The following is a 25,645-nucleotide window of genomic DNA, read 5'->3' as shown; positions in this document are numbered from 1 at the left end:
TATTGACTACGCGACGGCCAGTTTCTGCAAGTCCACGAGACGGGCAATGCCCTTCTGGGCCAGCGCCATCAGCGCGAGGAATTCGTCTTGTGTGAACGGTTCGCGTTCCGCGGTGCCCTGCACCTCGATGATGCGGCCATCGCCGGTCAGGACGAAATTGGCGTCGGTCTGGGCTTCCGAATCCTCGGCATAGTCGAGGTCGAGCACGGGCGTGCCGTTGTAGATGCCGCAGGAGATCGCGGCGACGTTGTCGCGCAGCACCTTGGCCTTGATCATGTTGCGCGCCTTCATCCAGTTGATGCAATCGGCGAGCGCGACCCAGGCACCGGTGATCGAGGCCGTGCGCGTGCCGCCGTCGGCCTGGAGCACGTCGCAATCGACCGTGATCTGGCGCTCACCGAGCGCTTCGAGATCGACGATGGTACGAAGCGAGCGGCCGATCAGGCGCTGAATCTCGACGGTACGGCCGCTTTGTTTACCCGCGGAGGCCTCGCGGCGGGTGCGTTCGGAGGTCGCGCGTGGTAGCATGCCGTATTCGGCGGTGACCCAGCCGCGGCCTTGGCCCTTCAGCCACGGCGGCAGGCGGTCTTCCAGCGTGGCGGTGACCAGCACATGGGTGTCGCCGAATTTCACCAGGCAGGAGCCTTCCGCATATTTGACCACGCCGCGCTCCAGCGTCACGGGGCGCAATTCGTCGGGCGCACGGCGGCTTGGCCGCATGGGAAATCCTCCAAAACTCTCGGAAAAGGGCTATTCGCGGTGCTTGTAGGTGGGGTGAGGGTGGGCGGCAAGGCTTTTTCACCCCCAGTTTTCCACCCCGCAAACGCCACGCTTGTCAGAACCCTCCGGGATGGACAAATTATAAGCGTCTGAGAGGAGTTACCGTCCGTGGCCCATCACGATCCGATCCATCTGATCGCGCCGCGCGCAGGCCTCGCCCAGCTCAACGAGCGTTCCCGCGACATCTTTCGTCAAATTGTCGAAAGCTATCTCGCGACCGGCGAGCCGGTCGGGTCGCGCAATATTTCGCGGCTGATCGCGATGCCGCTGTCGCCGGCCTCGGTCCGCAACGTCATGGCCGACCTGGAACAGCTCGGCCTGATCTATGCGCCCCACACCTCCGCCGGCCGATTGCCGACGGAACTGGGCTTACGCTTCTTCGTCGACGCCCTGATGCAGGTCGGCGACCTCAATGACGCCGAGCGGCAGTCGATCCAGAGCCAGTTGACGTCGGTGGGTCACGCCCAATCGGTCGAGGCGGCGCTGTCGGAGGCGCTGACGCGGCTGTCCGGTCTCACCCGCGCCGCAGCGGTCGTGTTGACCCCGAAATCCAATGCGCGGCTGAAACACATCGAATTCGTCCGGCTGGAACCCGAAAAGGCGCTGGTGATCCTGGTCGGCGAGGACGGTCAGGTCGAAAACCGCGTGTTGTCGCTGCCGCCGGGAGTTCCCTCCTCGGCGCTCACGGAAGCCGGTAATTTCCTCAATGCGCGGATTCGCGGCCGCACGCTGGCCGAGGCGCGGCTCGAGCTCGAAACCGCGCTCGGCGAAGCCCGCGCCGAACTCGACCAACTGACGCAGAAGGTGATTTCGGCCGGTATTGCGAGCTGGTCCGGCGGCGAGAACGAGGACCGCCAGCTGATCGTTCGCGGCCACGCCAACCTGCTCGAGGATCTGCACGCGCTGGAGGATCTGGAGCGCGTTCGCCTGCTGTTCGACGATCTCGAGACCAAGCGCGGCGTGATCGACCTTCTGGGACGCGCCGAGACCGCCGAGGGCGTGCGGATCTTCATCGGCTCGGAGAACAAACTGTTTTCCTTGTCAGGCTCCTCCACCATCATCTCACCCTATCGGGATGCCGCCGGCCACATCGTCGGCGTTTTGGGCGTGATCGGGCCGACGCGGCTGAATTATGCCCGCGTAATCCCGACCGTGGACTACGCCGCGCGCATCGTCAGCCGCCTCCTGGGGGGCTGACCGGCGTTTCCTCCGATCACGGGCGCTTGATTTTCGTGAGCTTAGGCACGATATCCGGGCCAACAATCCCTTGAGACGAGTTCGAGAAGAGAGCCGATGACCGATCGAGACCGGCAGCCCGACGACACTACCCCACCGACCGACGAGCCCGTGGTGTCAAAACCCTACATCATGCCCGACGATCCGGAGCCCGGCTCGGTCGAGCTGTTGCAGAAGGAAGCCGCCGAGGCGCGTGACCGCATGCTGCGGACGCTGGCCGAGATGGAAAATCTGCGCAAGCGCACCACCAAGGAGGTCGCCGACGCCCGCCTCTACGGCATCACCGGCTTTGCCCGCGACGTGCTCGACATCGCCGACAATCTCCAGCGTGCGCTCGATGCCGTTCCGGCCGAGGCCCGTGCCGCGGCCGATCCCGGCCTGACCTCGCTGATCGAGGGCGTCGAGCTCACCGAGCGCTCGCTGCTCAATGCGCTGGAAAAGCACGGCGTCAAGAAGTTCGATCCGCAGGGCCAGAAGTTCGACCCGAACTTCCAGCAGGCGATGTACGAGGTGCCGGATGCGTCGGTGCCTGCGGGCACCGTCGTGCAGGTCATGCAGGCCGGCTACACCATCGGCGAGCGCGTGCTGCGCCCGGCGCTGGTCGGTGTCGCCAAGGGCGGCACGAAGGCTGCACCGGCTGCGAACAGCAACGAAGTGAACTGAGCGGCGCACTGGTTGATCCTCATGGTGAGGAGGCGCGTCAGCGCCGTCTCGAACCATGCAGGCCCGGCTGTTGCAGCTCGGCCTTCATCCTTCGAGACGCGTGCTAAGGAGCACGCTCCTCAGGATGAGGGTTTGGCAGCTTTTCGCGCCGCTTACGCGCTCACCGCGATATCCGCGGACTGAATCCGCTTCACGCCGGCCTTGGCCATGTCGGCCCAGGCTTTTGCGAGCGAACCCTGCGTGTCGATGCCGCGGCAGGCGTCCTCCACCACATAGACCTCGAAGCCCGCCTTGCGCGCATCGAGCGCGGTCCAGGCGACGCAGAAGTCTGTCGCGAGGCCGGCGACGAAGACGCGCTTGATCTTGCGGCCCTTCAGGTAACCGGCGAGGCCCGTCGAGGTCTTGCCGTCGGCTTCGAGGAAGGCCGAATAGCTGTCGACGTCCTTGTGAAAACCCTTGCGGATGATGAGCTCGGCATGCGGAATCGCAAGATCCTTCGACAGCGCGGCGCCGTCGGTGCCCTGCACGCAATGGTCGGGCCACAGCACCTGCTTGCCGTAGGGGAGATCGACGGTCTCGAACGGCTTCTTGCCGGAGTGCACCGACGCAAATGAAATGTGGCCTGGCGTGTGCCAGTCCTGGGTCATCACCACGTTCGCAAAGGCTTTCGCCATCTTGTTGATGACGGGAACGACCTGCTCGCCTTCCTTCACGGCGAGGCTGCCGCCGGGCAGGAAGCAGTTTTGCACGTCGATCACGAGCAGCGCGGAGGCATCGTCCGGCTTGATCGATGCGGCCGCAAGGAGCGCGGTTGGAGCAAGGGCTACGAGAGCGCTTGTCCCAAGCGCCGCGAGGATTTGTCGTCGATCAAGCATCGTTCGCCTCCCTCCAGGATGATCCAATGGAAGGAAGCCTAGTTCCGTTCGTATACGAACAGAAGCCCGAAAATGCAGCCGGCTCTGTCCAGCGCTTGGGCTAACCCTTGGACTAACCCTTGAGACTAACCCTTGAGACTAACCCTTGAGACTAACCCTTGGGCTGGATGCCGTCGCGCACAGCGCGGAAGCGGGTGAAGGCGGCCGACCACTGGTCGCGCGGGGCGCTGGCGATGATGCGCAGCGAGGCGCCGCCGCTCGAGAAGCGGATCCACTGCACCACGGTCACGGGCGTCTTGTCCTTGCCGCTGACGCCGTCGATCCGGGTCTCGAAACCCTGCTGGCCGTTGATGCGGATCGGCTCCGACATGGTGACGCGGGATTCGCGCACGCCGGGGATCTGGAGCGCGGCCTCCTGGGCAAAGCGGGCGCGGTCGTCGGCCTGCTGCGGGGTGGCGCCGATCAGGCCGAGGATCATGAACGGCTTGGATTCATAGCCCGAACTCTCATTGCCGTCGGCCAGGATGATGCTGGAGCCCGGCGCCAGGGTGCGGATGTCCTTGAAATCGGCGAGATCGGTGATCTTGAACGGCATCAGCCCGATCTGCTCTTCGGCCGAGACCTGCTTGCGGGTGACGGCGCTCGCAAACATCTGCCGCACCGCCTCGTCGGTGTAGATCTTGGTTGCGTTCTCCGGGATCTGCACCGCGACATAGCCGGAGAAACCGGCGCCCGGCACGATCATCGAGTAGCGCTTCACCGGCGTCTCGCCGGCCTTGCCGCTTTCCATGGTGAAATAGGCAAGACCCGCGGGGGTCTCGATCTTGTCCTGCTTGACGCCGGCGGTGCCGCCGGGATTGGAATTGAAGGCGCTCACGACCTCCCCATAGGCCGCCGGCGGCAGCTCGGTGATCAGCACCTTGACGCTGCCGTCCTCGCTCTCGAAGCCCGGAAACGTCTTGGCCGTGCTCAGGCCGACCAGCGGCACCATGCCGAGGCGCAGGCCGGGCGGGAAAACGGCATCGGCCGCAAAGGCCGGAAGCGCTGTGGCGACGAGGACGGCGAGCGCGGCGAGGGGGCGAATGAGCTTCATGGGCACTCTGATTGGTTCACATTGAGGCCGTTCGATGGTCGGCCATTGGGCCGCTTTGTCGCGCAAAGCCGCCTTGATGGCGGCGGTCCGGCCGCCCGCCTTTTAACGGGTTTGGCCCGCCGGTAACAGGGCGGGCAGATCACGGTGGCGGGGGCCGGCTGACGCCTGAACCTGTTAATAATTCATCACCCGCAAGGGCGGTTGAGCCCGGATATGATCTTCCAAAACCCAATGTTTTCATGGCCGAAACTTGCGTTCGGTCCTTGCGGGCCCCTCCCCCCCTCCTATATGAGCGTCAACCATCGCAATATCGCGGATGTTTGATCTTAGGGGGTTTGGAGCGGGTGCCTCTTGGGCCCAGCCAACCTGCCGCAAAAACAAGGATATCAGGACCATGGGAAAGGTCATTGGGATCGACCTCGGCACCACGAATTCGTGCGTCGCCGTGATGGATGGCAAGAACGCCAAAGTCATCGAGAATTCTGAAGGCATGCGCACGACGCCTTCGATCGTCGCCGTGACGGACGACGGTGAGCGCCTCGTCGGCCAGCCTGCCAAGCGCCAGGCCGTTACCAATCCCGAGCGTACGTTCTTCGCAGTGAAGCGCCTCATCGGCCGCCGCTACGACGACCCGATGGTCGAGAAGGACAAGAAGCTCGTTCCGTACAAGATCGTGAAGGCTTCCAACGGCGACGCCTGGGTCGAGGCCGACGGCCAGACCTACTCGCCCTCGCAGGTGTCTGCGTTCATCCTGCAGAAGATGAAGGAGACCGCGGAAGCCCATCTCGGCCAGAAGGTCGACCAGGCCGTCATCACCGTTCCCGCTTACTTCAACGACGCCCAGCGCCAGGCGACCAAGGACGCCGGCAAGATCGCGGGCCTTGAAGTGCTGCGCATCATCAACGAGCCGACCGCGGCCGCGCTCGCCTATGGTCTGGACAAGACCAAGACCGGCACGATCGCCGTGTACGATCTCGGCGGCGGCACGTTCGATATCTCCATTCTCGAAATCGGCGACGGCGTGTTCGAGGTGAAGTCGACCAACGGCGACACCTTCCTCGGCGGCGAAGACTTCGACATGCGCCTCGTGGGTTATCTGGCCGACGAGTTCCAGAAGGAGCAGGGCATCAACCTGCGCAACGACAAGCTCGCGTTGCAGCGCCTGAAGGAAGCCGCTGAAAAGGCCAAGATCGAGCTGTCGTCGACGACGCAGACCGAGATCAACCTGCCCTTCATCACCGCGGACCAGACCGGCCCCAAGCATCTGACGATGAAGCTCACCCGCGCCAAGTTCGAGGCGCTGGTCGACGACCTCGTCCAGAAGACGGTCGAGCCCTGCCGCAAGGCGCTGAAGGATGCCGGCGTCACCGCCGGTGAGATCGGCGAAGTCGTTCTGGTCGGCGGCATGTCGCGCATGCCGAAGGTCCAGGAAGTCGTGAAGCAGCTGTTCGGCAAGGAGCCGCACAAGGGCGTCAACCCGGACGAAGTCGTGGCGATCGGTGCCGCGATCCAGGCCGGCGTGCTCCAGGGCGACGTCAAGGACGTGCTGCTGCTCGACGTGACCCCGCTGTCGCTGGGCATCGAGACGCTGGGCGGCGTGTTCACCCGCATCATCGACCGCAACACCACGATCCCGACCAAGAAGAGCCAGGTGTTCTCGACTGCCGAGGACAACCAGAACGCGGTCACCATCCGCGTCTTCCAGGGCGAGCGTGAAATGGCGGCCGACAACAAGATGCTCGGCCAGTTCGACCTGATGGGCATTCCGCCGGCTCCGCGCGGCATGCCGCAGATCGAGGTGACCTTCGACATCGACGCCAACGGCATCGTCAACGTCTCGGCCAAGGACAAGGCCACGGCCAAGGAGCAGCAGATCCGCATCCAGGCCTCCGGCGGCCTGTCGGAAGCCGACATCGAGAAGATGGTCAAGGACGCCGAGGCCAACGCCGAGGCGGACAAGAAGCGCCGCGAGGCCGTCACCGCCAAGAACGAGGCGGATGGCCTGGTGCACTCGACCGAAAAGGCTCTCGCCGAGCACGGTTCGAAGGTCGCCGAGCCCGAGCGCCGCGCCATCGAGGATGCCGTCAGCGACCTCAAGGAAGCGCTGAAGGGCGACGATGCCGAGGCGATCAAGGCCAAGACCCAGACGCTGGCCCAGGCTTCGATGAAGCTCGGCGAGGCCATGTACAAGCAGCAGGCCGAGGCCGACGCCAAGAAGGATGCGGCCAAGGACGACGTCGTCGACGCGGAATTCACCGAAGTCGACGACGACAAGAACAACAAGAAGTCCGCCTGATCCCCAAGAGGGTGATGATGCGGACGGCTTGGACCCCACACGCGCTACCGGCCTCCCCCCTCACGGGGGAGGCCGTCGTGTCGGGCTCGGCGGGGTGTGTCCCCGTTACGATCGATCAATTCCCAGCCGTTATGATGAACGTCGCCGTGCCGCCCTCTGCCGCGAAGCAAAGGGCTGCCTATATCGTCTCCTGGCGACGTTGTTCCGCTCCGACTTGAATCGCGATTGGATAGACCGAGTTCAACATGTCCACGTCCACCAAGCGCTGCTATTACGAAACGCTCGAAGTCGAACGCACTGCCGACGATTCCGTCCTGAAATCGTCCTTCCGCAAGCTTGCGATGAAATTCCACCCGGACCGCAACCCCGGGGACGACACCAGCGAAGTCAAGTTCAAGGAAATCAACGAGGCCTACGAGGTCCTCAAGGACAAGGACAAGCGCGCGGCCTATGATCGCTTCGGCCATGCGGCCTTCGAGCAGGGCGGCGGCGGCGCCGGTTTCGGTGCGGGCTTCGCCTCCTCCTTCTCCGACATCTTCGAAGACCTGTTCGGCATGGCCGGGCAGCGCGGCCGCGGCGGCCGCGAGCGTGGCGCCGACCTGCGCTACAACATGGAAATCACGCTCGAGGAAGCCTTTGGCGGCAAGACCGCGCAGATCGAGATTCCGGTCTCGGTCACCTGCGAGGCCTGCTCGGGCATCGGCGCCAAGGCCGGCACCAAGCCGAAGACCTGCTCGAGCTGCGGCGGCGCCGGCCGTGTGCGGCAGTCGCAGGGCTTCTTCACGCTGGAGCGCACCTGTCCGAGCTGCCAGGGCCGCGGCCAGATGATCGAGGATGCCTGCCCGTCCTGTTCCGGCCAGGGCCGGGTCACCCGCGAGCGGACGCTGTCGGTCAACATTCCCCCGGGGGTCGAGGACGGCACCCGGATCAGGCTCGCCGGCGAAGGCGAGGCCGGGGTTCGCGGCGGCCCGCCCGGCGACCTCTACATCTTCCTGTCGCTGGCCCAGCACCAGCTCTTCCAGCGCGACGGCGCCGATTTGCACTGCCGGGTGCCAATCTCGATGGTGACGGCCGCCCTCGGCGGCGAATTCGAGGTGCCGACCATCGACAGCGGCAAAACCAAGGTGAAGGTGCCGGCCGGAACCCAGTCGGGCCGCCGATTCCGCATTGCATCAAAAGGCATGCCGGTGCTGCGCTCGCGCCAGATGGGCGACATGTACGTTCAGGTTGCCGTCGAGACCCCGCAGAATCTCACCAAGAAGCAGCAGGAATTGCTGGCGGAATTCGAAAAGCTCTCCTCTGGCAATACCCAGCCTGAATCCGTCGGCTTCTTCGCCAAGGTCAAGGATCTATTCAGTAATCGGGCGACCTGACTCGTCTTGACCGTATCGCCTTCGGCCTATACCTGTTTATGACCATTTTCTGACACGCCGCGGTCCCGCGGTCCCGTCCGGTCCCGACATGCCATTGCCATCGTCCGCGCGTGCGTTGAAGAAGCCCCGTCTCGACGACGAGGTGCGCTTTCTAAGGTCGTGGATCGAAAAGCCGCTGCACATGGGTGCAGTGATGCCTTCGGGCAAGCTGCTCGCCCGGACCATGGCGCATTACGTCGACGTCAACTCAGACGCACCCGTGGTCGAGCTCGGGCCCGGCACCGGCGCCATCACCTCGGCCCTGGTCGAGCGCGGCGTCGACCAGAAGCGCCTCGTCCTCGTCGAATACAATCCCGGCTTCTGCGCCTTGCTGCGCGACCGCTATCCGCAAGCCAAGGTGGTGCAGGGCGATGCCTATCGCCTGCGCGACACGCTCTGGAACGTGCTCAGCGCGCCGGCCTCCGCCGTCGTCTCCGGCCTGCCGCTCGTGACAAAACCGATGCTGACGCGGCTCCGGCTGGTCCGCGACGCCTTCGCGGCGCTGACCCCGGGCGCGCCCTTCGTGCAGTTCACCTATGCGGTGGTGCCGCCGATCCCGAAATCGCTGCCCGGCGTGTCCACAGAGGCCTCGGAACGGATCTGGATGAACCTTCCGCCGGCCCGCGTCTGGGTGTATCGCAAGGACTAATTCCGTCGGCATTCCCTTTTGCGCGGCGGACTCGTTTCGCCGAACGCATGGAAGTGGATGTCCGCACCCAAAATCCTGGTCATTCCCGGCTCGCTGCGCACCGGCTCGCACAATGCGAAGCTGGCGGCGGTCGCCGCCTATGAATTCGCCCAGGCCGGCGTCGACGTCACCCGTATCTCGCTCGCCGATTTTCCGCTGCCGATCTACGACGGCGATCTCCAGGCCAAGTCCGGCGTGCCCAAGCACGCGATCAATCTCAAGCGCATGATCGGCGCGCATCATGGCGTGCTGATCGTTTCGCCCGAATACAACGCCTCGGTGCCGCCGCTGCTGAAGAACGCGATCGACTGGGTCAGCCGCGTACATGAGCTGCACGAGACGCGCGGCGACGTGTTTCGCAACCGCGCCTTCGCGCTCGCCGGCGCCTCGCAGAGCCGGCTCGGTGCGGCCCGTGCGCTCCAGGCGTTGCGGCTGATCCTGACCTCCTGCCACGCCAACGTGATTGCCAGCCAGCTCACGCTCGCCTTTGCCGACCAGGCCTATGACGATATGGACAGGCTCAAGAACGAGGGCGACATCGCCGCGTTGAAGGAGCTGGCGCGGCAATTGATCGACATTTCCCAACGCATGATGTGAGGTGACATGACGCCAGCCGAGATCGCCCCGAAGGACCGCCTGATCGTTGCGCTCGACCTTCCCAGCGTTGACGCCGCGGAGGCGATGATCGCAAGGCTCGGCGACAGCGTCACCTTCTACAAGATCGGCTATCAGCTCGCTTATGCCGGCGGCCTGCCGCTGATCGGCAAGCTCGCCGACAAGGGCAAGAAGGTGTTCGCCGACCTCAAGATGCACGACATCGGCAACACCGTCACGCGTGGTGTGGAGAGCGTGGCCAAGCTGGGTGCTACCTTCGTCACCGTGCACGCCTATCCGCAGACCATGAAGGGCGCGGTCGAAGGCCGCGGTAGCGCGAGCCTGAAGATTCTCGCCGTCACGGTGCTGACGTCCTACAACGACGACGATCTGCATGCGGCCGGCTATCGGCTCAGCGTCTCCGAGCTGGTCGAAGCGCGCGCGCAGCAGGCGCAGGTGCTCGGCGTCGACGGGCTGGTGTCCTCGCCCGAGGAGGTCGGCGCCTTGCGCAAGATCGTCGGCCACCAGATGAGCCTCGTCACCCCCGGCATCCGGCCGGCGGGTTCTGCGAGCGGCGACCAGAAACGCATCATGACGCCCGGCCGCGCAATTGCCGCGGGCGCCGATTATCTCGTCGTCGGACGGCCGGTGGTGGAAGCCGCCGACCCCAAGGCGATCGCTGAAGCCATCCAGGCCGAGATCGCGCAGGCGCTCGGCGCATGATTCGGAAAAACCGCGCAGCGGTTTTCCGGTCGGATCATGCTTAGATAGAGACCGACAAACAGGGAGAAGAACAATGGCAAAGGGCTACTGGATCGGGCGCGTGGATGTGAGCAGCGACGAGGGCTACAAGCCCTATGCCGTCGCCAACGGTCCGATCTTCAAGAAATGGGGTGGCCGCTTCGTCGTTCGGGCCGGCAAGTTCACCACCGTCGAAGGCGCCAGCCGCTCGCGCAACGTCGTGATTGAATTTCCCGACTACGAGACCGCGATCGCCTGCTACAACTCGCCGGAATACCAGGCCAACATCAAGGTGCGCCAGCCGCACTCCATCGCCGACCTCATCATCATCGAGGGCTATGACGGCCCGCAGCCCTGAAGACGGATCGTCGCGAGAACCTATCCTGGATTGACGCGAGCATCATCCGGCTCTCGCGGACAGCACGCGCGTGCGATCATCGCACGCGATCAGGAGAGCGTCGCGGACATCTCCGCTCGCACTCACGTCGACATCATCTTGCATCACCTTGACGGACTCATTCGCTTGAACGCCTGAGGGTCGTTCGCGCCTGAGACGAAGACCGTGGCCGTCATTGGGTCCACCAGCTTGCCGTATTCTTTTGTCCCCAAATGGGGATTGCTGGATCGCTCTCGTTTCATCCAAGGTTGCTTGATCGGAGCCCACATCGATCGGTGATGGGCATCAAGCCAACCCGAAATCTGCGACGTCCGTGACGGGCCGCAAGGCGACCCGCATCGCGCATTTCCATGCAAAGGGAGTGAAGATCATGGCACTGATCATCGGAACAGCAGGCGACGATGTGTTGCCTGGCACGAATGTAGACGATCAGATCTTTGGCCTTCAAGGCAACGACACCATTACTGGCCTGGACGGCAATGATGACGTAAGCGGCGGCGCGGGCAATGATTCCATCGATGGTGGTGCCGGCAACGACATCCTTGATGGAAATGCCGGTATCGATACGATCACCGGTGGCGCCGGCGACGACACGATCAACGGCGGCGCGGGCGACGACACGCTGAACGGAAATGCCGGCGCCGACATCATCCACGGCGACCAGGGCAACGACACCATCGATGGCGGAACCGGCGCTGATCAGCTCTTTGGTGACGCCGGCGACGACGGCATCCACGGCGGCGACGGCAATGATGACATTCATGGCGGCGCGGGTGCCGACACCCTGTGGGGCGACGCCGGCGACGATACGTTGAGCGGCGACGCCGCCAATGACGTCTTGAATGGCGGCGACGGTAACGACCTACTCAACGGTGGATTCGGAGATGACACTCTGAATGGCGATGCCGGCAACGACACGCTGAACGGCGGACTTGGCAATGACCTGCTGAACGGCGGTACCGGTGACGACATCCTGAACGGCGGTTTGGGCGCCGATACGCTCAACGGTGGCGATGGCAACGACACCATGCACGGCGACGCGGGCGACGACATCATGGACGGCGGCGCCGGTAACGATACGATGTTCGGCGATGCCGGAGACGACGAGATGGCCGGCGGCGCGGGCAACGATGCCATGAGCGGCGGCGCCGGTGATGACGAAATGAGCGGCGGAACCGGCAACGACACGCTCGACGGCGACGCCGGAGATGACACGCTCGATGGCGGCGACGGCACCGATGTCCTGAACGGCGGGGCTGGGGCTGACATCCTGTCGGGCGGCGCCGGCAATGACACCCTGAACGGCGGTAACGGCGATGACGAGTTGTCCGGCGGCAATGGCGCCGACGTCCTCAACGGTGGACTCGGCGATGATGTGCTGACGGGCGGTGCTGGTACCGATACGCACAATTTCGGCGACAACACAGCTACGAACTTCGGCAACGATGAAGTCACCGATCTCAGCTTTGCCGATGGCGATGCCGTTGTTGTCGACGCTCCGCCAGGCTTTGACCCGGCTACAGTGGTAGTGGACGACGACGGCACCAACACCGTGCTGGATTTCGGCTTCGGCGCCATCCAGCTCGATGGCATCACGGGCGGCGCGACACCGTTCGAGTCGATCGCCGAAATCAACACTGCCGCCGGTTATACGGCCGTTGACGTTGTCTAGCGCCGACTAGTAGCGGGGCGGCTGTCAGGCCGCCCCGCCCTCATTTCAGTCAGTGATAGTGCCGGCAAGTTATGTATTCGCGTAACCGTGGTGTGATCCCAGCATCTGGTCAGAGATTGCTGGTGGCCTTGATTCCGGGACGATTCGCATTGGTGTGGATCGTTTGTTTCAGCGTGTCCGTAAACCTGCTGCTGCTGGTCGTACCTTTCTATTCAATCGAAGTGTTCGACCGCGTGCTCAGCAGCGGAAGCGTCGAGACGCTTGTCGGCCTCACCGTCATCGCCGTCGGCGCTCTCGCCTTCAGCGCCGCCTTCGACACGTTTCGTAACCGCCTGTTGAGCCGGTTCGCGGTCGGGTTCGAGCACTGCCTCGCTCCGATCATCCTTGAAGGCAGCATCACCGGCGCGGCGCCGGGCGACGGCCGGCAGCACGATCTGGTCAAGCTTCGCGAGTTGAGAACTTTCCTGTCGAGCGGAACGGTCACATCGCTGATAGATGCTCCGTTCCTCCCGGTGTTTATTCTCATCCTGTTCTTCCTGCACCCCTGGTATGGCGTCATAGCCCTGATCGGGGTGGGGGTCCTGCTGGCGATGGGTGTTGCAAGCCACTGGATCGCGCGCGGGGAAATTGCGCAGGCTTCGCAAGCGGCGTTGAAGACGCAGGCGTTGCTCGATGGAATCGTCCGGCACTCCAGCGTGGTGCGGGCGATGGGCTGGACCCGGGGCGCCATCCGCGCGTTCATGAGCCTCAATGACGAAGCCCTGTCTCCGGTGGTGCGGGCCAGCGAACGCATCTACACGATTAGCGCCGCCGCGCGAATGGTCAGGACCATCCTGCAGATTGCCGCGATCGGCTGCGGTGCCTGGCTCGTGCTCCAGAACGAGGTGCTGTCCGGCAGTCTGATCGCGAGCTCGATCCTGATAGCGCGCACGTTGCAGCCCATGGAAGGGTTGGTCTCGGCCTGGCGCGCGTTGGCATCTGCGCAGGACGCGTGGACGCAAGTCTGCAACGCCGCGATGCCGGTGCTTGCGCGTCCGCGGAAGACGTTGCTTCCGCCGCCAGCCGGCATGCTCAAGGTAGAGCGGGTGACATTCCGGATTGGCGGGACGCAGCGTCCCATTCTCGCGGGCATATCCTTTCAATGCCGGCCGTCCGAGCTTGTCGTCGTGATCGGGCCGACCGGCGCCGGAAAATCCACATTGCTGCGCTTGATGGCAGGCCTCGATCGGCCGACCAGCGGTACGATCCGGTTGGACCACGCAGCACTCCATACCTGGGATCCCGACCAGCTTGGGCAATTCGTCGGCTATCTCCCCCAGGACGTGCAGCTCCTGGAAGGAACGGTGGCCGAAGCCATTGCCGGGTTTGATGAATACGCACGGGACGAGGCCATCGTCGCCGCGGCCATGCTCGCGCAGGCGCATGAGATGATCCTGTCCCTTCCGGCCGGCTACCAGACCGAGATCGGCCGCGACGGCTGCAGGCTATCCGGTGGCCAGCGTCAGCGCATTGGTCTTGCCCGCGCCTTCTTCGGCGATCGCAAATTGATCCTGCTGGATGAGCCCAATGCCAATCTCGACCCGGACGGCGAAGAAGCGTTGTGCTCCGCCATTCAATCGGCCAAAGCGCGCGGCGCGGCGTCGGTGATCGTCACCCACCGGCCGCGGCTGTTGACCATCGCCGATGCCGTGCTGCTGTTGAGGGACGGCAACCAGGTCGCCTTCGGACCGCCATATGACGTACTTCGCGCCCAGCGGCCGGCACCGGTACCGGGTTCGGCAGGGCTCCCGCGCAATGTCGAACCTCAGAGGTTGCCAGGCAGGAGGGTCATTCCATGACGCAGACCGGTCATGCCTCCGCGATGTCCGCGCCTGTTGCAGGTCCGTCGAAGACCTGGCCGACGGAGCAACCGCGATCCGACATGCGACGGATCATCGCATGGGGCTGTGTATTGCTCGTCCTGCAATTTTGCGGCTTCGGCTTGTGGGCAACCACGGTTCCGCTCCGCGGCGCCGTCGTGGCACCAGGATTCATCAAGGTCCATTCGAAGCGCAAGGCGGTGCAACATCTGGAAGGCGGAATCATCAAATCGATCTATGTCCGGGAGAACGATCACGTCGAAGCCGGTCAACTCATTGCACGGCTCGACACCGCGCAGATCGAAGGGAGCCTTGGTTCCCTCGAAACCAAGTTCTTTGCTGATCTGGCGATGGAGGCCCGGCTGGCGGCGGAGCAAGACGGTGCGAAGTCAATCCGGTTTCCGGACGAATTGCGGGAAAGTGCAACGCGTCTCTCCGCACGTATCGCCATTCAAACCCAGGAGGCCGAATTTGCCGCGCGACTGGCCGCGATTGAGAACGAGCGCAAGGTGATCGATCAGCAGATGCTGCAAAACGCGGACACCATCCGCGGCCTGCAGAGCAACACCCAAGGACTTGAACAGCAACTCAAGCTGTTGCGGGAAGAGATCGCCGACACGAGTTATCTCCTCGCAAAGGGCCTCGCCCGGAAACCACGTTTGCTGGCCTTGCAACGGGCCGAAGCCGAGGCCACCGGACAGGTCGATCGCAATGCCGCGTCAATCTCGGAGATGCAGGGCAAGATCGCGGAGTTGCAGGACAGACGCAGGCAACTGGGGTTCAACCAAAATCAGGATATCGCCAAGCAGCGGCATGCGACGAGCGAGGAGATCGGCGACCTCAGACATCGAATTGCCGCGTTGCGTGCCCAGCTTGTCCGGTCTGAATTGCGTGCCCCGGAAAGTGGAAGGATCGTCGGCCTCAACAGCAGGGACCTCAATGCCGTGCTTGGACCTCGGGAAACCCTTTTGGAAATCGTTCCGATGCAAGATCGGCTTGTCATCGAGGCGACATTGAAGCCTGCCGATCGGGAAGAGGTCTATGTCGGACAGATGGCGCGTGTGCGAGTTCACGCGCTGAACATTCGCCGCCGGCCGATGCTCGAGGGAAGGGTCGTCGGCGTTGCGGCAGACGCACTGACCGACACCCATTCCGGCGACAGCTCCTATTTGGCCGAGGTTGAGCTGGACCCCAACGCGCCGACGGCCTCCTACATCTCCACATTGATGCCTGGAATGCCTGTCGAGATATTTGTCGAGACGGGGGAACGAACCTTTGCGGAATATCTTTTGCAGCCGATGACGTTACGGATCAACCGTGCGTTCAGGGAGAATTAAGCGCTGGTAAGGGGTGGGCCGGCCTATGAGGGAGGCGACCGTGCATGAGTGCAGTAAGGCACTACCTTCCGCACAGGATGATTTTCGTTCCGATTGCGTCGAGCGCGCCTCGAAGCAAGGCAATGACGGATGCGGTCCGTCTGGGTCTTGTCCGGAGCCACGCCCGCAACAGGCCGCAATGGAATATTTCGCAAAGGCCATGGCGGAATTGCTCGGCTGCCGGAGCTGCTACGTAGCCATGCTATCCGCCTCCGGGCTGGAAGAAGCCAGGATCGGAGATGCTCCTGCCGATCCGTCATGCGCGGCGATGGTTGAGCGATTTGCGCGCAAGGGTACAGCCGAGGACGTCGCCTCGCTCGAGCCGATCAATTCCCGGACCTCCTTCGTCCGCAAGTTGATCGGCGCGGAACCCCCGGTAAAGAGTCATTCAGTCATTGGCAGGTTTGCTTCCGATGAGCGAACCACGGTCGTGTTCGTGGCCGGATGGCGACCGGCCGCGCTTGCGGCATCGGAGATTCCGGGCTTGGCGCATACCGTGCGCCCGTTATGGAAGGCTGCTCATTCACTTGCCCGGCAAGCGCCGGGGCAGGTCGATGCGCAACTCTGGCTCGAAGAGCTGACCTTTCCCGCCATCGTCGTGGACCAGGGCCTGCACATTTACGCAGTCAATCGTGGTGGACGCGTGCTGCTTGCCAAGCGCGAGTTGCTCAGGATGGAAGGAGGCAGGCTTGCTGGCTCATGCGCTTCCGTGACCGAGAGCTTGCGGGGGGCAATCGGGAAAGTGCTCATCGAGAGCGGGACTCATGGATGGTTCAACACTACGGTACCGCTTTCGACGGATCGTCAGCAGTTCGCCTTCGCCAAGATCGGCGCTGTTCCAACGCATGACAAGCTGGGACAGGCCCTCATCGTCGTGCCGCAATTCGATGACGTGCAGGGCGCGCACTGCATCGCATCTGCCTTTGGCTTGAACTGGGCTGAGGAAAGAATCGTCGCCCGGATTCTTCAATTCCAGTGCCCTCGCGATATTGGAGCCGAGCTTGGGCTGACCGAGGCAACGGTGCGAACCTACACCAAGAGGATCATGCTCAAACTGGGGATCAACCGACAGTCGGAGTTCTTTCTTCTGTATCATCTCACCCAATCGCCTTTTGGCGCTGGCAGGCGCGAGAACTGGGTGAGCCGGTCGGCCTCCGATTGTCGATTGGACGAAGAGGGTCCGATGAGATTGCGGACGGCCCGCAAGCATTCGCCTGAATGAGTACGGGGTTCTCCGCGATGTCGAGGCGCATGGGCAGCGCAGGTTTCCTCTACCGGATGTTCGCTGCCCTGGCATTGGCCGGGGCCGGCTTCCCTGCCCATGCCCAGAGCATTCAATTGGCGCTGCCGATTGCCTGCGAGCCTGGCCGCACCTGCTACATCCAGAATTACACGGATCTCGATCCGTCGCGGTCGGCGCGAGATTACAAATGCGGCACGCTGACTTATGACGACCACAACGGCACCGATTTTCGTTTGCCCTCACTGCCGGTGCAAAGGGCCGGCGTGGACGTGCGCGCGGCGGCAGGCGGCCGTATTCTTCGTACACGCAATGACGCGCCGGACGGCGCTTTCACAAAATCGGGACGCGAAGCGGTGCGCGAGGCCGAATGTGGCAATGGCGTCGTCATCGAACATCCGGAGCAGTGGGAAACCCAGTACTGCCACCTCGCCGCCGGCAGTGTGTCGGTCAAGCCTGGAGACAAGGTCGACCTAAGACAGCCGCTCGGCCGTGTCGGTCTCTCCGGCCTCACGGAGTATCCTCACCTGCATTTCACCGTGAGGCACAATGGCGCGGTGGTCGATCCCTTTGCGTACGGCGTTCGCCCCGAGTCTTGCGAGGGCGGTCAATCGCTCTGGCTTGCTGCCCTCCGCCCGAAACTCGAGTACCAGGAACGAGCCATCCTCAATGCGGGCTTTACGACGGGGCCGGTCACGATGGAACTCATCGAGGACGGCAGTGCCGAGAGCCAAAAGCCGTCCGCCGGTTCGATGGCGATCGTCGCGTTCGTGCGGGCTATCGGGCTGAAGGCGGGCGACGCGCAATGGCTGCTCATCAAGGATCCCCTCGACAACGTCATCGCGGAAAATCGGTCTGCACCACTTCAGGCCAACAAGGCGCAATTCATGCTCTTTGCGGGGAAGAAGCGACCTCCCGGGGGGTGGGAACGCGGCTCCTACAAGGCCACTTATGTTGTAGAGCGCGATGGCCAGGTCGTGCTCAGGAAAGACCTGGAGCTCATGCTCTAGCGTTGCATCTGTGCTTGGGGAGACCCGCGCCACGGGCCTTTTGAAGGCCTGATCGGTTGCCGGAACGGCCCGCTCCCGCTATAGGGCGTGGAGAGGGTGAACTATGTCCGATATGCGTTTGATTGTTGCCGGGGCAGGCGGCCGGATGGGCCGGGCGCTGGCACGAGCCATTGCCGACACTGAAGGCGCGGTGCTGGCGGGAGCCCTGGAGGCGCCCGGCTCGGAGCTGCTCGGCAAGGATGCCGGCGTACTCGCGGGCCTGCCTGCCAACGGCGTCAAACTCTCGGCCGACCTCTGGGCGATGTCGAAAGATGCCGACGGCATCCTGGATTTCACCGTGCCGGCCGCGACCATCGCCAATGTCGCGATCGCTGCCGAGCGCGGCATCGTGCACGTCATCGGCACCACCGGACTGTCGGCCTCCGACAACGCCGTGATCAAGAGCGTCACCAACCGTGCGGTCGTGGTGCAGTCGGGCAATATGAGCCTGGGCGTCAATCTGCTCGCCGCGGTGGTCAAGCGCGTCGCCAAGGCACTCGACGAGAGCTTCGACATCGAGGTCGTGGAAACCCACCACCGCATGAAGATCGATGCGCCCTCGGGCACTGCGCTGATGCTGGGCCAGGCCGCCGCCGCCGGCCGCGGCATCTCGCTCGATGAGCATTCGGATCGCGGCCGCGACGGCATCACCGGCGCGCGCAAGCCGGGCGACATCGGCTTTGCCTCCTTGCGCGGCGGCACCGTTGCCGGCGAGCACAGCGTGACCTTTCTTGGTCCGTTCGAACGCCTGACGCTGTCGCATCTCGCCGAAGACCGCATGCTGTTCGCACACGGCGCGCTCAAGGCGGCGCTGTGGGCGCATGGCAAGAAGCCGGGGCACTACTCCATGGCCGACGTGCTCGGTCTCGCAGACATCTGAGCGAGCCGGAGCATGAACCGGACCCGAAGGGCCGCGTTAGCGCAAGACGTGAAGCGGCTTTCCGCCAAGATCATTCCTCAACAATAACCTGAATGGAAAGCAGTCAATGAGCGAACGTCTCCTCGTGCTCGTGCGCCACGGTCAGAGCGAGTGGAATCTGAAGAACCTGTTCACGGGCTGGAAGGATCCTGATCTCACCGAGCTCGGCGTGAAGGAAGCCACGGAAGCCGGCCGCAAGCTGAAGGCGCAGGGCCTCGTGTTCGACGTCGCCTACACCTCGGTCTTGACGCGCGCGCAGCACACGCTCGATCTCATTCTCGGCGAGCTCGACCAGAAGGGCCTGCCGACCTCCAAAGACCTCGCGCTGAACGAGCGCGACTATGGCGATCTCTCCGGCCTCAACAAGGACGACGCCCGCAAGAAATGGGGCGAGGACCAGGTGCTGATCTGGCGCCGCTCATACGATGTGCCGCCGCCCGGCGGCGAAAGCCTGAAGGATACGCTGGCGCGCGCGCTGCCCTACTACGTGCAGGAGATCCTGCCCGGCGTGCTCAACGGCAAGCGCACGCTGGTCGCCGCCCACGGCAACTCGCTGCGCGCGCTGATCATGGTGCTGGAAAAGCTCTCGCCCGAAGGCATTTTGAAGCGCGAGCTCGCGACCGGTGTGCCGATCATCTACCGGCTCAACGCGGATTCGACGGTGGCCTCGAAGCTGGATCTGGCGGGCTGAGCTTCGCCACAAGCGCGGAGTCGTAGGGTGGGCAAAGCGTAGCGTGCCCACCATGTGTCAGCGATCGCGGAAGAATGGTGGGCACGGCGCTATGCGCCTTTGCCCACCCTACGGAAGCGGGGCCTACTGCATCCCCAGCTGCCCGGCCTCCCAGCCCAGCATCGCCTGCTTGCGGGTGATGCCCCAGTGATAGCCGGTGAGCGTGCCGCTCTTGCCGAGCGCGCGGTGGCAGGGCACAACGAACGAGACCGGGTTCTTGCCGACCGCAGCGCCGACGGCGCGTGAGGCCTTCGGGCTGTTGATGTTGCAGGCGATGTCGGAATAGGACACCGCGCGACCCATCGGGATCTTCAGCAGCGTCTCCCACACCCGTACCTCGAAATCGGTGCCGATCATCACCACGCGCAACGGCTGGTCCGGCCGCCACAGCCTGGTGTCGAAGATGCGCTGTGCGAGCGGTGCGGTGCCTTCGTGATCCTCGACGTAAGTTGCGTTGCGCCATCGCCGCGTCATGTCGGCGAGCGCGACCTTCTCCTCACCGGGATCGGCGAACGCAAGGCCTGACAGGCCGCGGTCGGTGGCGATCACGATCGCCGTGCCGAACGGCGAGGGATGGAAGCCGTAGCGCAGCGTCAGGCCCGCGCCGCCGTTCTTCCATTCGCCGGGCGACATCGCTTCATGGGTGACGAAGAGATCGTGCAGCCGGCCCGGTCCTGAAAGACCTGAATCGAGCGCGGCATCGAGGATGCTCGCGGAGTCCCGCAACAGTCCCTTGGCGTGATCGAGCGTCAGCGCCTGCATGAACGCCTTCGGCGTGATCGAGGCCCAGCGGCGGAACAGATGGTGCAGCTCATCCGGCGTGACGCCCGCCGCATCGGCCATCGCTTCGATGGCCGGCTGGGTGCGCCAGTTCTCCGAGATGAACGCGATCGCCCGGCGCACGGAGTCGTAATCGCGCAACGCGGCGTTCTGGGAGCCCGGCTTGGCCAGGCGCTGGTCATTTATGGCGAGTGTCATCATGACTGGAAATGTAGGCGTGGCGCCGGGCCGAAACCACCCGATTTCCGATTCGGAGTCAGGAGACCGGGTTGTAGGTCGGGCCGCGCTTGGCGGCGTTCAGGGCCTCAACCAAGCCTTTGTAAAAACTTGCCTTTTCGTCCGGGCCGAGGAAGCGGGCGATCTGGATCTGATGGCCGCGCGAGATCAAATAGAGATGCTCGATGCCAAAATCCTCGTCGACCTCCATATCGAGGCGGACCCAGAGCGGATTGAACGTCCATTCGGCGACCTGGCCGCGATGACTGACGCGCCGCACCCGCAGTTCGGACGCCGTGACCGAAATCTCCTCGCGCGCCCGCGCGCTGCGGAAATTGGCCTTGAAGGCCCACCAGATCACCAGCACGTCGAGGCCGAAGAAGCCGAACACCGGCCACGCACCCATCATCAGGAAGGCGAGGCCGGTGGCAAAGCTCACCACGCTCAGGAACAGCATCACGGCGAGGAAGCCGGTGCGGTTCAGCGAGCGGTGCGGCGTCAGGAGCGCGGAGAAGATCTGAGGGTCCGTCTCGCTTTCAGATCGCCCGCGCTCAATTTCGTTGCCTGTGCTCATCGTCCCTCAGTATATCCGGATCATGGCGAAAATCACCCGCAAGCCGGCCCCGCGCAAAGCGTCCGTGCCGAAGAAAAAGGCAAAGGCGATAGTTGCGAAGCCGAGGGCTCCCGCCAGGAAATCGCTCAAGGCCGCAAGACCCAATTCTACCAAACCTTGGACGCCGGCCGAGATCCACGAGGTCTTCAGCCGTTTCCGCAAGGCCAATTCGGAGCCGAAAGGCGAGCTCGAGCACGTCAATCCCTTCACGCTGCTGGTCGCCGTGGTGCTGTCGGCGCAGGCCACCGATGCCGGGGTCAACAAGGCGACGCGCGCCTTGTTCGAGATCGCCGACACGCCGCAGAAGATGCTCGACGTCGGCGAGGAACGCTTGCGCGAATACATCAAGACCATCGGCCTCTATCGCACCAAGGCCAGGAACGTGATTGCGCTATCGGCAAAGGTGCTCAGCGAATTCGGCGGCGAGGTGCCGCGCACGCGCGCCGGGATCGAATCCCTGCCAGGCGCCGGGCGCAAGACCGCCAACGTGGTGCTCAACATGGCCTTCGGCGAGCACACCATGGCGGTGGACACGCATGTGTTTCGCGTCGGCAACCGCACCGGGATGGCGCCCGGCAAGACGCCGCTCGAAGTCGAGCTTGGTCTCGAAAAGGTGATCCCGGCCGAGTTCATGTTGCACGCCCATCATTGGCTGATCCTGCATGGCCGCTATACTTGCCTCGCCCGCAAGCCGCGCTGTGAGGTGTGTCTGATCAACGATCTCTGCCGATGGCCGGAGAAGACGGTCTGAGGTGGCGCCGTCGTTTCGGGGGGGCGATGTGAAGCAAGCCGGTTTTGGGGGCATGTCGTGAGTCAGCAAGAACAAATCTCATCGCCATTGCCATCGCCATCGCCACCGCCACCGCCGGCCGCGGCACCGGCTCCGCCGCCGAAGCCGACGCAGCGGCCGGCGAGCTCGCTCTGGGGCCGGCTCGCGATCCCCCTGTTCGCCGTGATCGTCGCGCTCGCCTTCGTGGCACTGGCGACGCTGCGCTTCGACGAATGGGTCGGCAACGCCGTGGTCCAGACCACCAACGACGCCTATGTGCGCGCCGATCTGACGCGGCTTGCAAGCCGCGTCTCCGGCGAAGTGCTGACCGTCGGGGTCTCCGACTTCCAGCGCGTCAAGGCCGGCGATCTCCTGATCCAGATCGATCCCGCCGACTACCAGGCCCAGGTCGCGCAGTCCGAGGCCGCTGTCGCCGCCGCGCAGGCCGTGCTCGACAATCTGAGCAACCAGGTCGAGCTGCAATATGCGACCATCGCGCAGGCGCAGGCCGCGCAGCTGTCAGCGGAAGCGTTGGAGGTCGAGGCCCGGCAGGAGCAGGATCGCCAGAAATCCCTGACGCAGACGGAAGCCGGCACGCGGCAGCGGCTGGAACAGGCCGTCGCGGGCTACGCGAAGGCGCAGGCCGACGTGCGTGCCAGTCGCGCCGTCATCGCCGCGCAGCAGCATCAACTCGAAGTTCTGCAGGGCACCAAGAAGCAGCGCGCCGCCGATGTCGCGGCGGCCAAGGCGACGCTGGCGAGCGCGAAGCTGAAGCTCGGCTATACCAGGATCACCGCGCCGTTCGACGGCGTCGTCGGCGAGCGCCAGGTGCAGCCCGGCGACTACGTCAACATCGGCACCAACCTCATCAATGTGGTGCCGCTGCCGAAGGTCTACGTGATCGCGAATTACAAGGAGACCCAGCTCACGCATGTCGCGCCGGGCCAGCCGGTCGAGATCACCGTCGATGGCTTCCCGCGCGAGAAGCTGCGCGGCAAGGTCGAGCGCATTGCCCCCGCGACCGGCGCGCAGGTGGCCCTGCTGCCGCCGGACAATGCGACCGGCAATTTCACCAAAGTCGTGCAGCGCATTCCCGTGCGCATCCAGTTCGACGACAACCAGCCGCTGCTGGCGCGGCTGGTGCCGGGCATGTCGGTCGTCACCAGCATCGACACGAAGGCCGCGAATGGCGGAAAATGACGATGCCGGCCGCGGGCCTCTCTCGCGCGGCGGCATCGCGCCACAGCCGTTGTTTGCCGTGGCGGCGGTGCTGCTCGGCTCGTTCCTCGCCAATTTCGACAGCCGGCTGACCACGGTCGGTCTGCCGGACCTGCGCGGTGCGTTCTCGCTCTCGTTTGACGAGGGCGCCTGGCTTTCGACCGCCGGCATCGGCTCGCAGATCCTGATTGCGCCGGCGGTGGCGTGGCTCGCGACGGTGTTCGGCCTGCGCCGCGTGCTCGGCATCCCGAGCCTCGTCTACGCCGCGGTGTCGCTGATCATTCCCTTCGTGCACGATTATCCGACGCTGCTCGCGCTCAGCGTCGTTCATGGCCTGCTGCTCGGCACCTTCGTGCCTGCGACGCTCATGATCGTGTTACGAAACCTGCCGATCCGATGGTGGGTGCCGGCGATCTCGCTCTATTCGATCCGGGTCGGCTTTGCGCTGGATACGTCGAGCTCCCTGGTCGGCTTCTATGTCGACCATCTCGGCTGGCAATGGATGTACTGGCAGAGCGTCGTGATCGCGCCCTTGATGGGCCTGATGGTTTATCTGGGCACGCCGAGCGAGCCGGTGAACCGCACGCTGCTGCGCGAGGCCGATTGGGGCGGCATGCTGCTGCTCGGCGCCGCGGTCTCGATGATCTATGCCGGCCTCGACCAGGGCAATCGCCTGGACTGGCTCGGCTCGGGGACGGTGATGGCGCTGCTCGTCAGCGGTGTGGTGCTGTTCGCAGGCTTCCTCGTCAACGAGTCGCTGGTGCGACAGCCCTGGGCGCATGTCAACGTGCTGTTCTCGCGCAATGTCGGGTTGGGGCTGATCTTGATCCTGCTCTACACGCTGACCAGCCTCTCCAACTCGTCGCTGGTGCCGAACTTCCTCGGCAATGTCGTTCTGCTCAGGCCGGAGCAGAGCGGGATGTTGCTGCTCACCTATGGCGCGCTGCCGATGTTCGTGCTGGTGCCGATCTCGATCTGGCTGCTGCGGCATTTCGATACGCGGCTTGTCGTGGTGCTGGGCTTTGCCTGCTTTGCCGCGGCCAATCTCTGGGGCACGCAGCTCAGCCATGTCTGGGCGCGCGAGGATTTTGTCGGCATCGTGCTGCTCCAGGCGATCGGGCAGTCGCTGCTCCTGCTGCCGATCATCATCACGCTGCTGTCGAACGCCGATCCGAGCCGCGCCACCTCCTTTGCCGCCTACATCCAGATCATGCGGCTCGGCGGCGCGGAGATCGGCATCGCGCTGATGGGAACGTGGCTGCGCGTGCGCGAGCAGGTCCATTCCTTCTATCTCGGCCAGGACCTTGTGGTCGGCAATGCCGACGTGGTGGGTAGGCTCAAGCAGCTCGCCGATTACTTCGCGGCCCATGGCACCGGAATGGCGCAGGCGCGCGCGGTCGGCACGCTCGCGGGCCTGGTGCAGCGCGAGGCCAATGTGCTCGCCTATATCGACGGCTTCTGGCTGTGCTTCTGGCTAGCGATGGTCGCGCTCGGCGTCGTCGCGCTGATCACCCGGGCGCCACCGGGCCCGTTCACGCCGGCGCCGTTCGGTTTCGCCAAGATGCTGCTGCGCAAATGCGGGGTGCAAGTGAACTGAGAGGCCTCACCGCATCTGCCGCGCCGGCTCGATCAGCTCGGGCCGCGGCCCCGACAGGCGCTTGTGCATGTGGACCATGAACGCCATGCCGAAGATCGGCGTCGCCAGATTGACGATCGGGATCGAGACGAAGGCCGCAATGAAAAGGCCGGCGGTGAAGATGGTCGCGGCGTTGTCGCGCCGCATCGCCCTGGCCTCCTCCGGCGAACGGAAGCGCATCGCGGCGAGCTCGAAATATTCGCGCCCGAGCAGCCAGGCGGCGGCGACGAAGAAGATCAGGAATCCGGCACCAGCGAACAGGACCAGCGGCAACGCCACCAGATAGACCACGATCGTCAGCAGCGCGGTCTTGACGCCCTCGTAGATCGCCTGGCTGAACGGCAGCGCAGCGCCCGGCCGCTCGGCGGGATAGTGCTCGCGCTCGACGATGTCGGCGACGTCGTCGACGAACAGGCTCGCCACCAGCGAGGTGATCGCAGGCATCAGGAACACACCGCCGAACACGACGCCGAGGCCCGCCGTGATCGAGACGATCCAGGCGAGGACCTCGAGCGAGGAATGCCAGCTCGGCCCGAGCAGGCCTTCCAGCCAGACCTCACCATAGGTCGCAAACCAGCTCAGCAGCCGCTGCAAGCCGATCGCCAGCACGATGATCAGGACCAGTGCAAGCCCGATCGATCGCCACAGGATCGAGCGCATCGGCGGCGAGATCAATTGCGACAGCGCCTTTACGGCGGCATCCAGCATCGGAGTACCTCTCAGCAAAACCACCCGCGAGAGGTAGACATGCGCGGAAGGTTCGACAAGAGGTCGAGCTTTCCGGGACAGATTG

General features: G+C 64.2%; 24 protein-coding genes. 18 read left to right on the top strand and 6 right to left on the bottom strand.

Annotated features, from left to right (window positions below):
• Positions 1-6: 6 nt before the first annotated feature.
• Positions 7-720: a ribonuclease PH gene (rph, locus tag AB7531_RS01035; protein WP_014490830.1), complete on the bottom strand. Its 714-nt coding sequence runs from the start codon at positions 718-720 to the stop codon at positions 7-9.
• A gap of 168 nt (positions 721-888) precedes the next feature.
• Here rph and hrcA point away from each other — a divergent pair, with 168 nt between their 5' ends.
• Complete coding sequence (gene hrcA / locus AB7531_RS01030) at positions 889-1,977, top strand: heat-inducible transcriptional repressor HrcA (RefSeq protein WP_063980248.1); 1,089 nt, start codon at positions 889-891, stop codon at positions 1,975-1,977.
• Positions 1,978-2,073: 96 nt separating this feature from the next.
• Complete coding sequence (gene grpE, locus AB7531_RS01025) at positions 2,074-2,679, top strand: nucleotide exchange factor GrpE (protein ID WP_063980247.1); 606 nt, start codon at positions 2,074-2,076, stop codon at positions 2,677-2,679.
• Positions 2,680-2,831: 152 nt separating this feature from the next.
• On the opposite strand, the gene pncA is transcribed toward grpE, so the two are convergent.
• Together pncA and AB7531_RS01015 are read right to left on the bottom strand one after the other, a co-directional pair.
• Entirely contained in the window at positions 2,832-3,554 is a 723-nt protein-coding gene (gene pncA / locus AB7531_RS01020; RefSeq protein WP_028155509.1) for a bifunctional nicotinamidase/pyrazinamidase, read from the bottom strand.
• A gap of 151 nt (positions 3,555-3,705) precedes the next feature.
• A complete protein-coding gene (locus AB7531_RS01015) occupies positions 3,706-4,647 on the bottom strand; it encodes a hypothetical protein (protein ID WP_063980246.1) in 942 nt (313 codons plus the stop codon).
• A 394-nt stretch (positions 4,648-5,041) separates the two neighbouring features.
• Here AB7531_RS01015 and dnaK point away from each other — a divergent pair, with 394 nt between their 5' ends.
• The 13 genes from dnaK (at position 5,042) to AB7531_RS00950 (ending at position 19,581) form a co-directional block, all read left to right on the top strand.
• Complete coding sequence (gene dnaK / locus AB7531_RS01010; RefSeq protein ID WP_028148797.1) at positions 5,042-6,943, top strand: molecular chaperone DnaK; 1,902 nt, start codon at positions 5,042-5,044, stop codon at positions 6,941-6,943.
• 245 nt (positions 6,944-7,188) lie between these two features.
• Entirely contained in the window at positions 7,189-8,316 is a 1,128-nt protein-coding gene (gene dnaJ / locus AB7531_RS01005; RefSeq protein ID WP_063980245.1) for a molecular chaperone DnaJ, read from the top strand.
• An 88-nt stretch (positions 8,317-8,404) separates the two neighbouring features.
• The gene (locus AB7531_RS01000) at positions 8,405-9,004 is read left to right on the top strand and encodes a class I SAM-dependent methyltransferase (RefSeq protein ID WP_028148799.1); all 600 of its coding nucleotides are present in this window, start codon (positions 8,405-8,407) and stop codon (positions 9,002-9,004) included.
• Positions 9,005-9,061: 57 nt separating this feature from the next.
• Positions 9,062-9,640 (top strand): NADPH-dependent FMN reductase, encoded by a 579-nt coding sequence (locus tag AB7531_RS00995; RefSeq protein ID WP_063985970.1) that lies wholly within the window; start codon positions 9,062-9,064, stop codon positions 9,638-9,640.
• Positions 9,641-9,646: 6 nt separating this feature from the next.
• The gene (pyrF, locus tag AB7531_RS00990; RefSeq protein WP_063980244.1) at positions 9,647-10,360 is read left to right on the top strand and encodes an orotidine-5'-phosphate decarboxylase; all 714 of its coding nucleotides are present in this window, start codon (positions 9,647-9,649) and stop codon (positions 10,358-10,360) included.
• Between the two features lie 73 nt (positions 10,361-10,433).
• On the top strand, positions 10,434-10,736 hold the full coding sequence (locus AB7531_RS00985) for a DUF1330 domain-containing protein (protein WP_063980243.1): 303 nt from the start codon (positions 10,434-10,436) through the stop codon (positions 10,734-10,736).
• 409 nt (positions 10,737-11,145) lie between these two features.
• The gene (locus tag AB7531_RS00980; RefSeq protein WP_441279834.1) at positions 11,146-12,447 is read left to right on the top strand and encodes a calcium-binding protein; all 1,302 of its coding nucleotides are present in this window, start codon (positions 11,146-11,148) and stop codon (positions 12,445-12,447) included.
• Between the two features lie 122 nt (positions 12,448-12,569).
• On the top strand, positions 12,570-14,285 hold the full coding sequence (locus tag AB7531_RS00975) for a type I secretion system permease/ATPase (protein WP_231145447.1): 1,716 nt from the start codon (positions 12,570-12,572) through the stop codon (positions 14,283-14,285).
• Complete coding sequence (locus AB7531_RS00970; RefSeq protein WP_063980241.1) at positions 14,282-15,643, top strand: HlyD family type I secretion periplasmic adaptor subunit; 1,362 nt, start codon at positions 14,282-14,284, stop codon at positions 15,641-15,643. The genes AB7531_RS00975 and AB7531_RS00970 overlap by 4 nt, the downstream gene beginning before the upstream one ends.
• Positions 15,644-15,821: 178 nt before the next feature.
• On the top strand, positions 15,822-16,904 hold the full coding sequence (locus AB7531_RS00965) for a helix-turn-helix transcriptional regulator (RefSeq protein WP_441279833.1): 1,083 nt from the start codon (positions 15,822-15,824) through the stop codon (positions 16,902-16,904).
• Positions 16,901-17,932, top strand: coding sequence for a M23 family metallopeptidase (locus AB7531_RS00960; protein ID WP_441279832.1), 1,032 nt, complete (start codon positions 16,901-16,903; stop codon positions 17,930-17,932). The genes AB7531_RS00965 and AB7531_RS00960 overlap by 4 nt, the downstream gene beginning before the upstream one ends.
• Positions 17,933-18,035: 103 nt before the next feature.
• Positions 18,036-18,851: a 4-hydroxy-tetrahydrodipicolinate reductase gene (gene dapB, locus AB7531_RS00955; RefSeq protein WP_028148808.1), complete on the top strand. Its 816-nt coding sequence runs from the start codon at positions 18,036-18,038 to the stop codon at positions 18,849-18,851.
• 106 nt (positions 18,852-18,957) lie between these two features.
• Complete coding sequence (locus AB7531_RS00950; protein WP_014490847.1) at positions 18,958-19,581, top strand: 2,3-bisphosphoglycerate-dependent phosphoglycerate mutase; 624 nt, start codon at positions 18,958-18,960, stop codon at positions 19,579-19,581.
• A 123-nt stretch (positions 19,582-19,704) separates the two neighbouring features.
• Here AB7531_RS00950 and AB7531_RS00945 read toward each other — a convergent pair whose 3' ends face one another.
• Positions 19,705-20,601 (bottom strand): methylated-DNA--[protein]-cysteine S-methyltransferase, encoded by an 897-nt coding sequence (locus tag AB7531_RS00945; RefSeq protein WP_063980239.1) that lies wholly within the window; start codon positions 20,599-20,601, stop codon positions 19,705-19,707.
• A gap of 55 nt (positions 20,602-20,656) precedes the next feature.
• Entirely contained in the window at positions 20,657-21,190 is a 534-nt protein-coding gene (locus tag AB7531_RS00940) for a DUF2244 domain-containing protein (RefSeq protein ID WP_063980238.1), read from the bottom strand.
• A 22-nt stretch (positions 21,191-21,212) separates the two neighbouring features.
• Here AB7531_RS00940 and nth point away from each other — a divergent pair, with 22 nt between their 5' ends.
• From nth to AB7531_RS00925, 3 genes are read left to right on the top strand one after another with little or no spacing between them, the layout of a single operon-like run.
• Positions 21,213-21,980 carry an endonuclease III gene (gene nth, locus AB7531_RS00935; protein ID WP_063980237.1) on the top strand — a complete coding sequence of 256 codons (768 nt, stop codon included), beginning with the start codon at positions 21,213-21,215 and terminating at the stop codon, positions 21,978-21,980.
• Positions 21,981-22,037: 57 nt separating this feature from the next.
• Complete coding sequence (locus tag AB7531_RS00930) at positions 22,038-23,198, top strand: HlyD family secretion protein (protein WP_063980236.1); 1,161 nt, start codon at positions 22,038-22,040, stop codon at positions 23,196-23,198.
• Positions 23,185-24,813, top strand: coding sequence for an MFS transporter (locus tag AB7531_RS00925; RefSeq protein WP_063980235.1), 1,629 nt, complete (start codon positions 23,185-23,187; stop codon positions 24,811-24,813). The genes AB7531_RS00930 and AB7531_RS00925 overlap by 14 nt, the downstream gene beginning before the upstream one ends.
• Before the next feature lie 6 nt (positions 24,814-24,819).
• Here AB7531_RS00925 and AB7531_RS00920 read toward each other — a convergent pair whose 3' ends face one another.
• Entirely contained in the window at positions 24,820-25,560 is a 741-nt protein-coding gene (locus AB7531_RS00920; protein ID WP_063980234.1) for a sulfate transporter family protein, read from the bottom strand.
• Positions 25,561-25,645 lie beyond the last annotated feature (85 nt).

The sequence above is a fragment of the Bradyrhizobium sp. 63_E2_N1_3 genome (assembly GCF_052076005.1).
Classification (GTDB): Bacteria; Pseudomonadota; Alphaproteobacteria; order Rhizobiales; family Xanthobacteraceae; genus Bradyrhizobium; species Bradyrhizobium barranii.
This window is presented reverse-complemented; position numbering and strand designations above follow the sequence as displayed.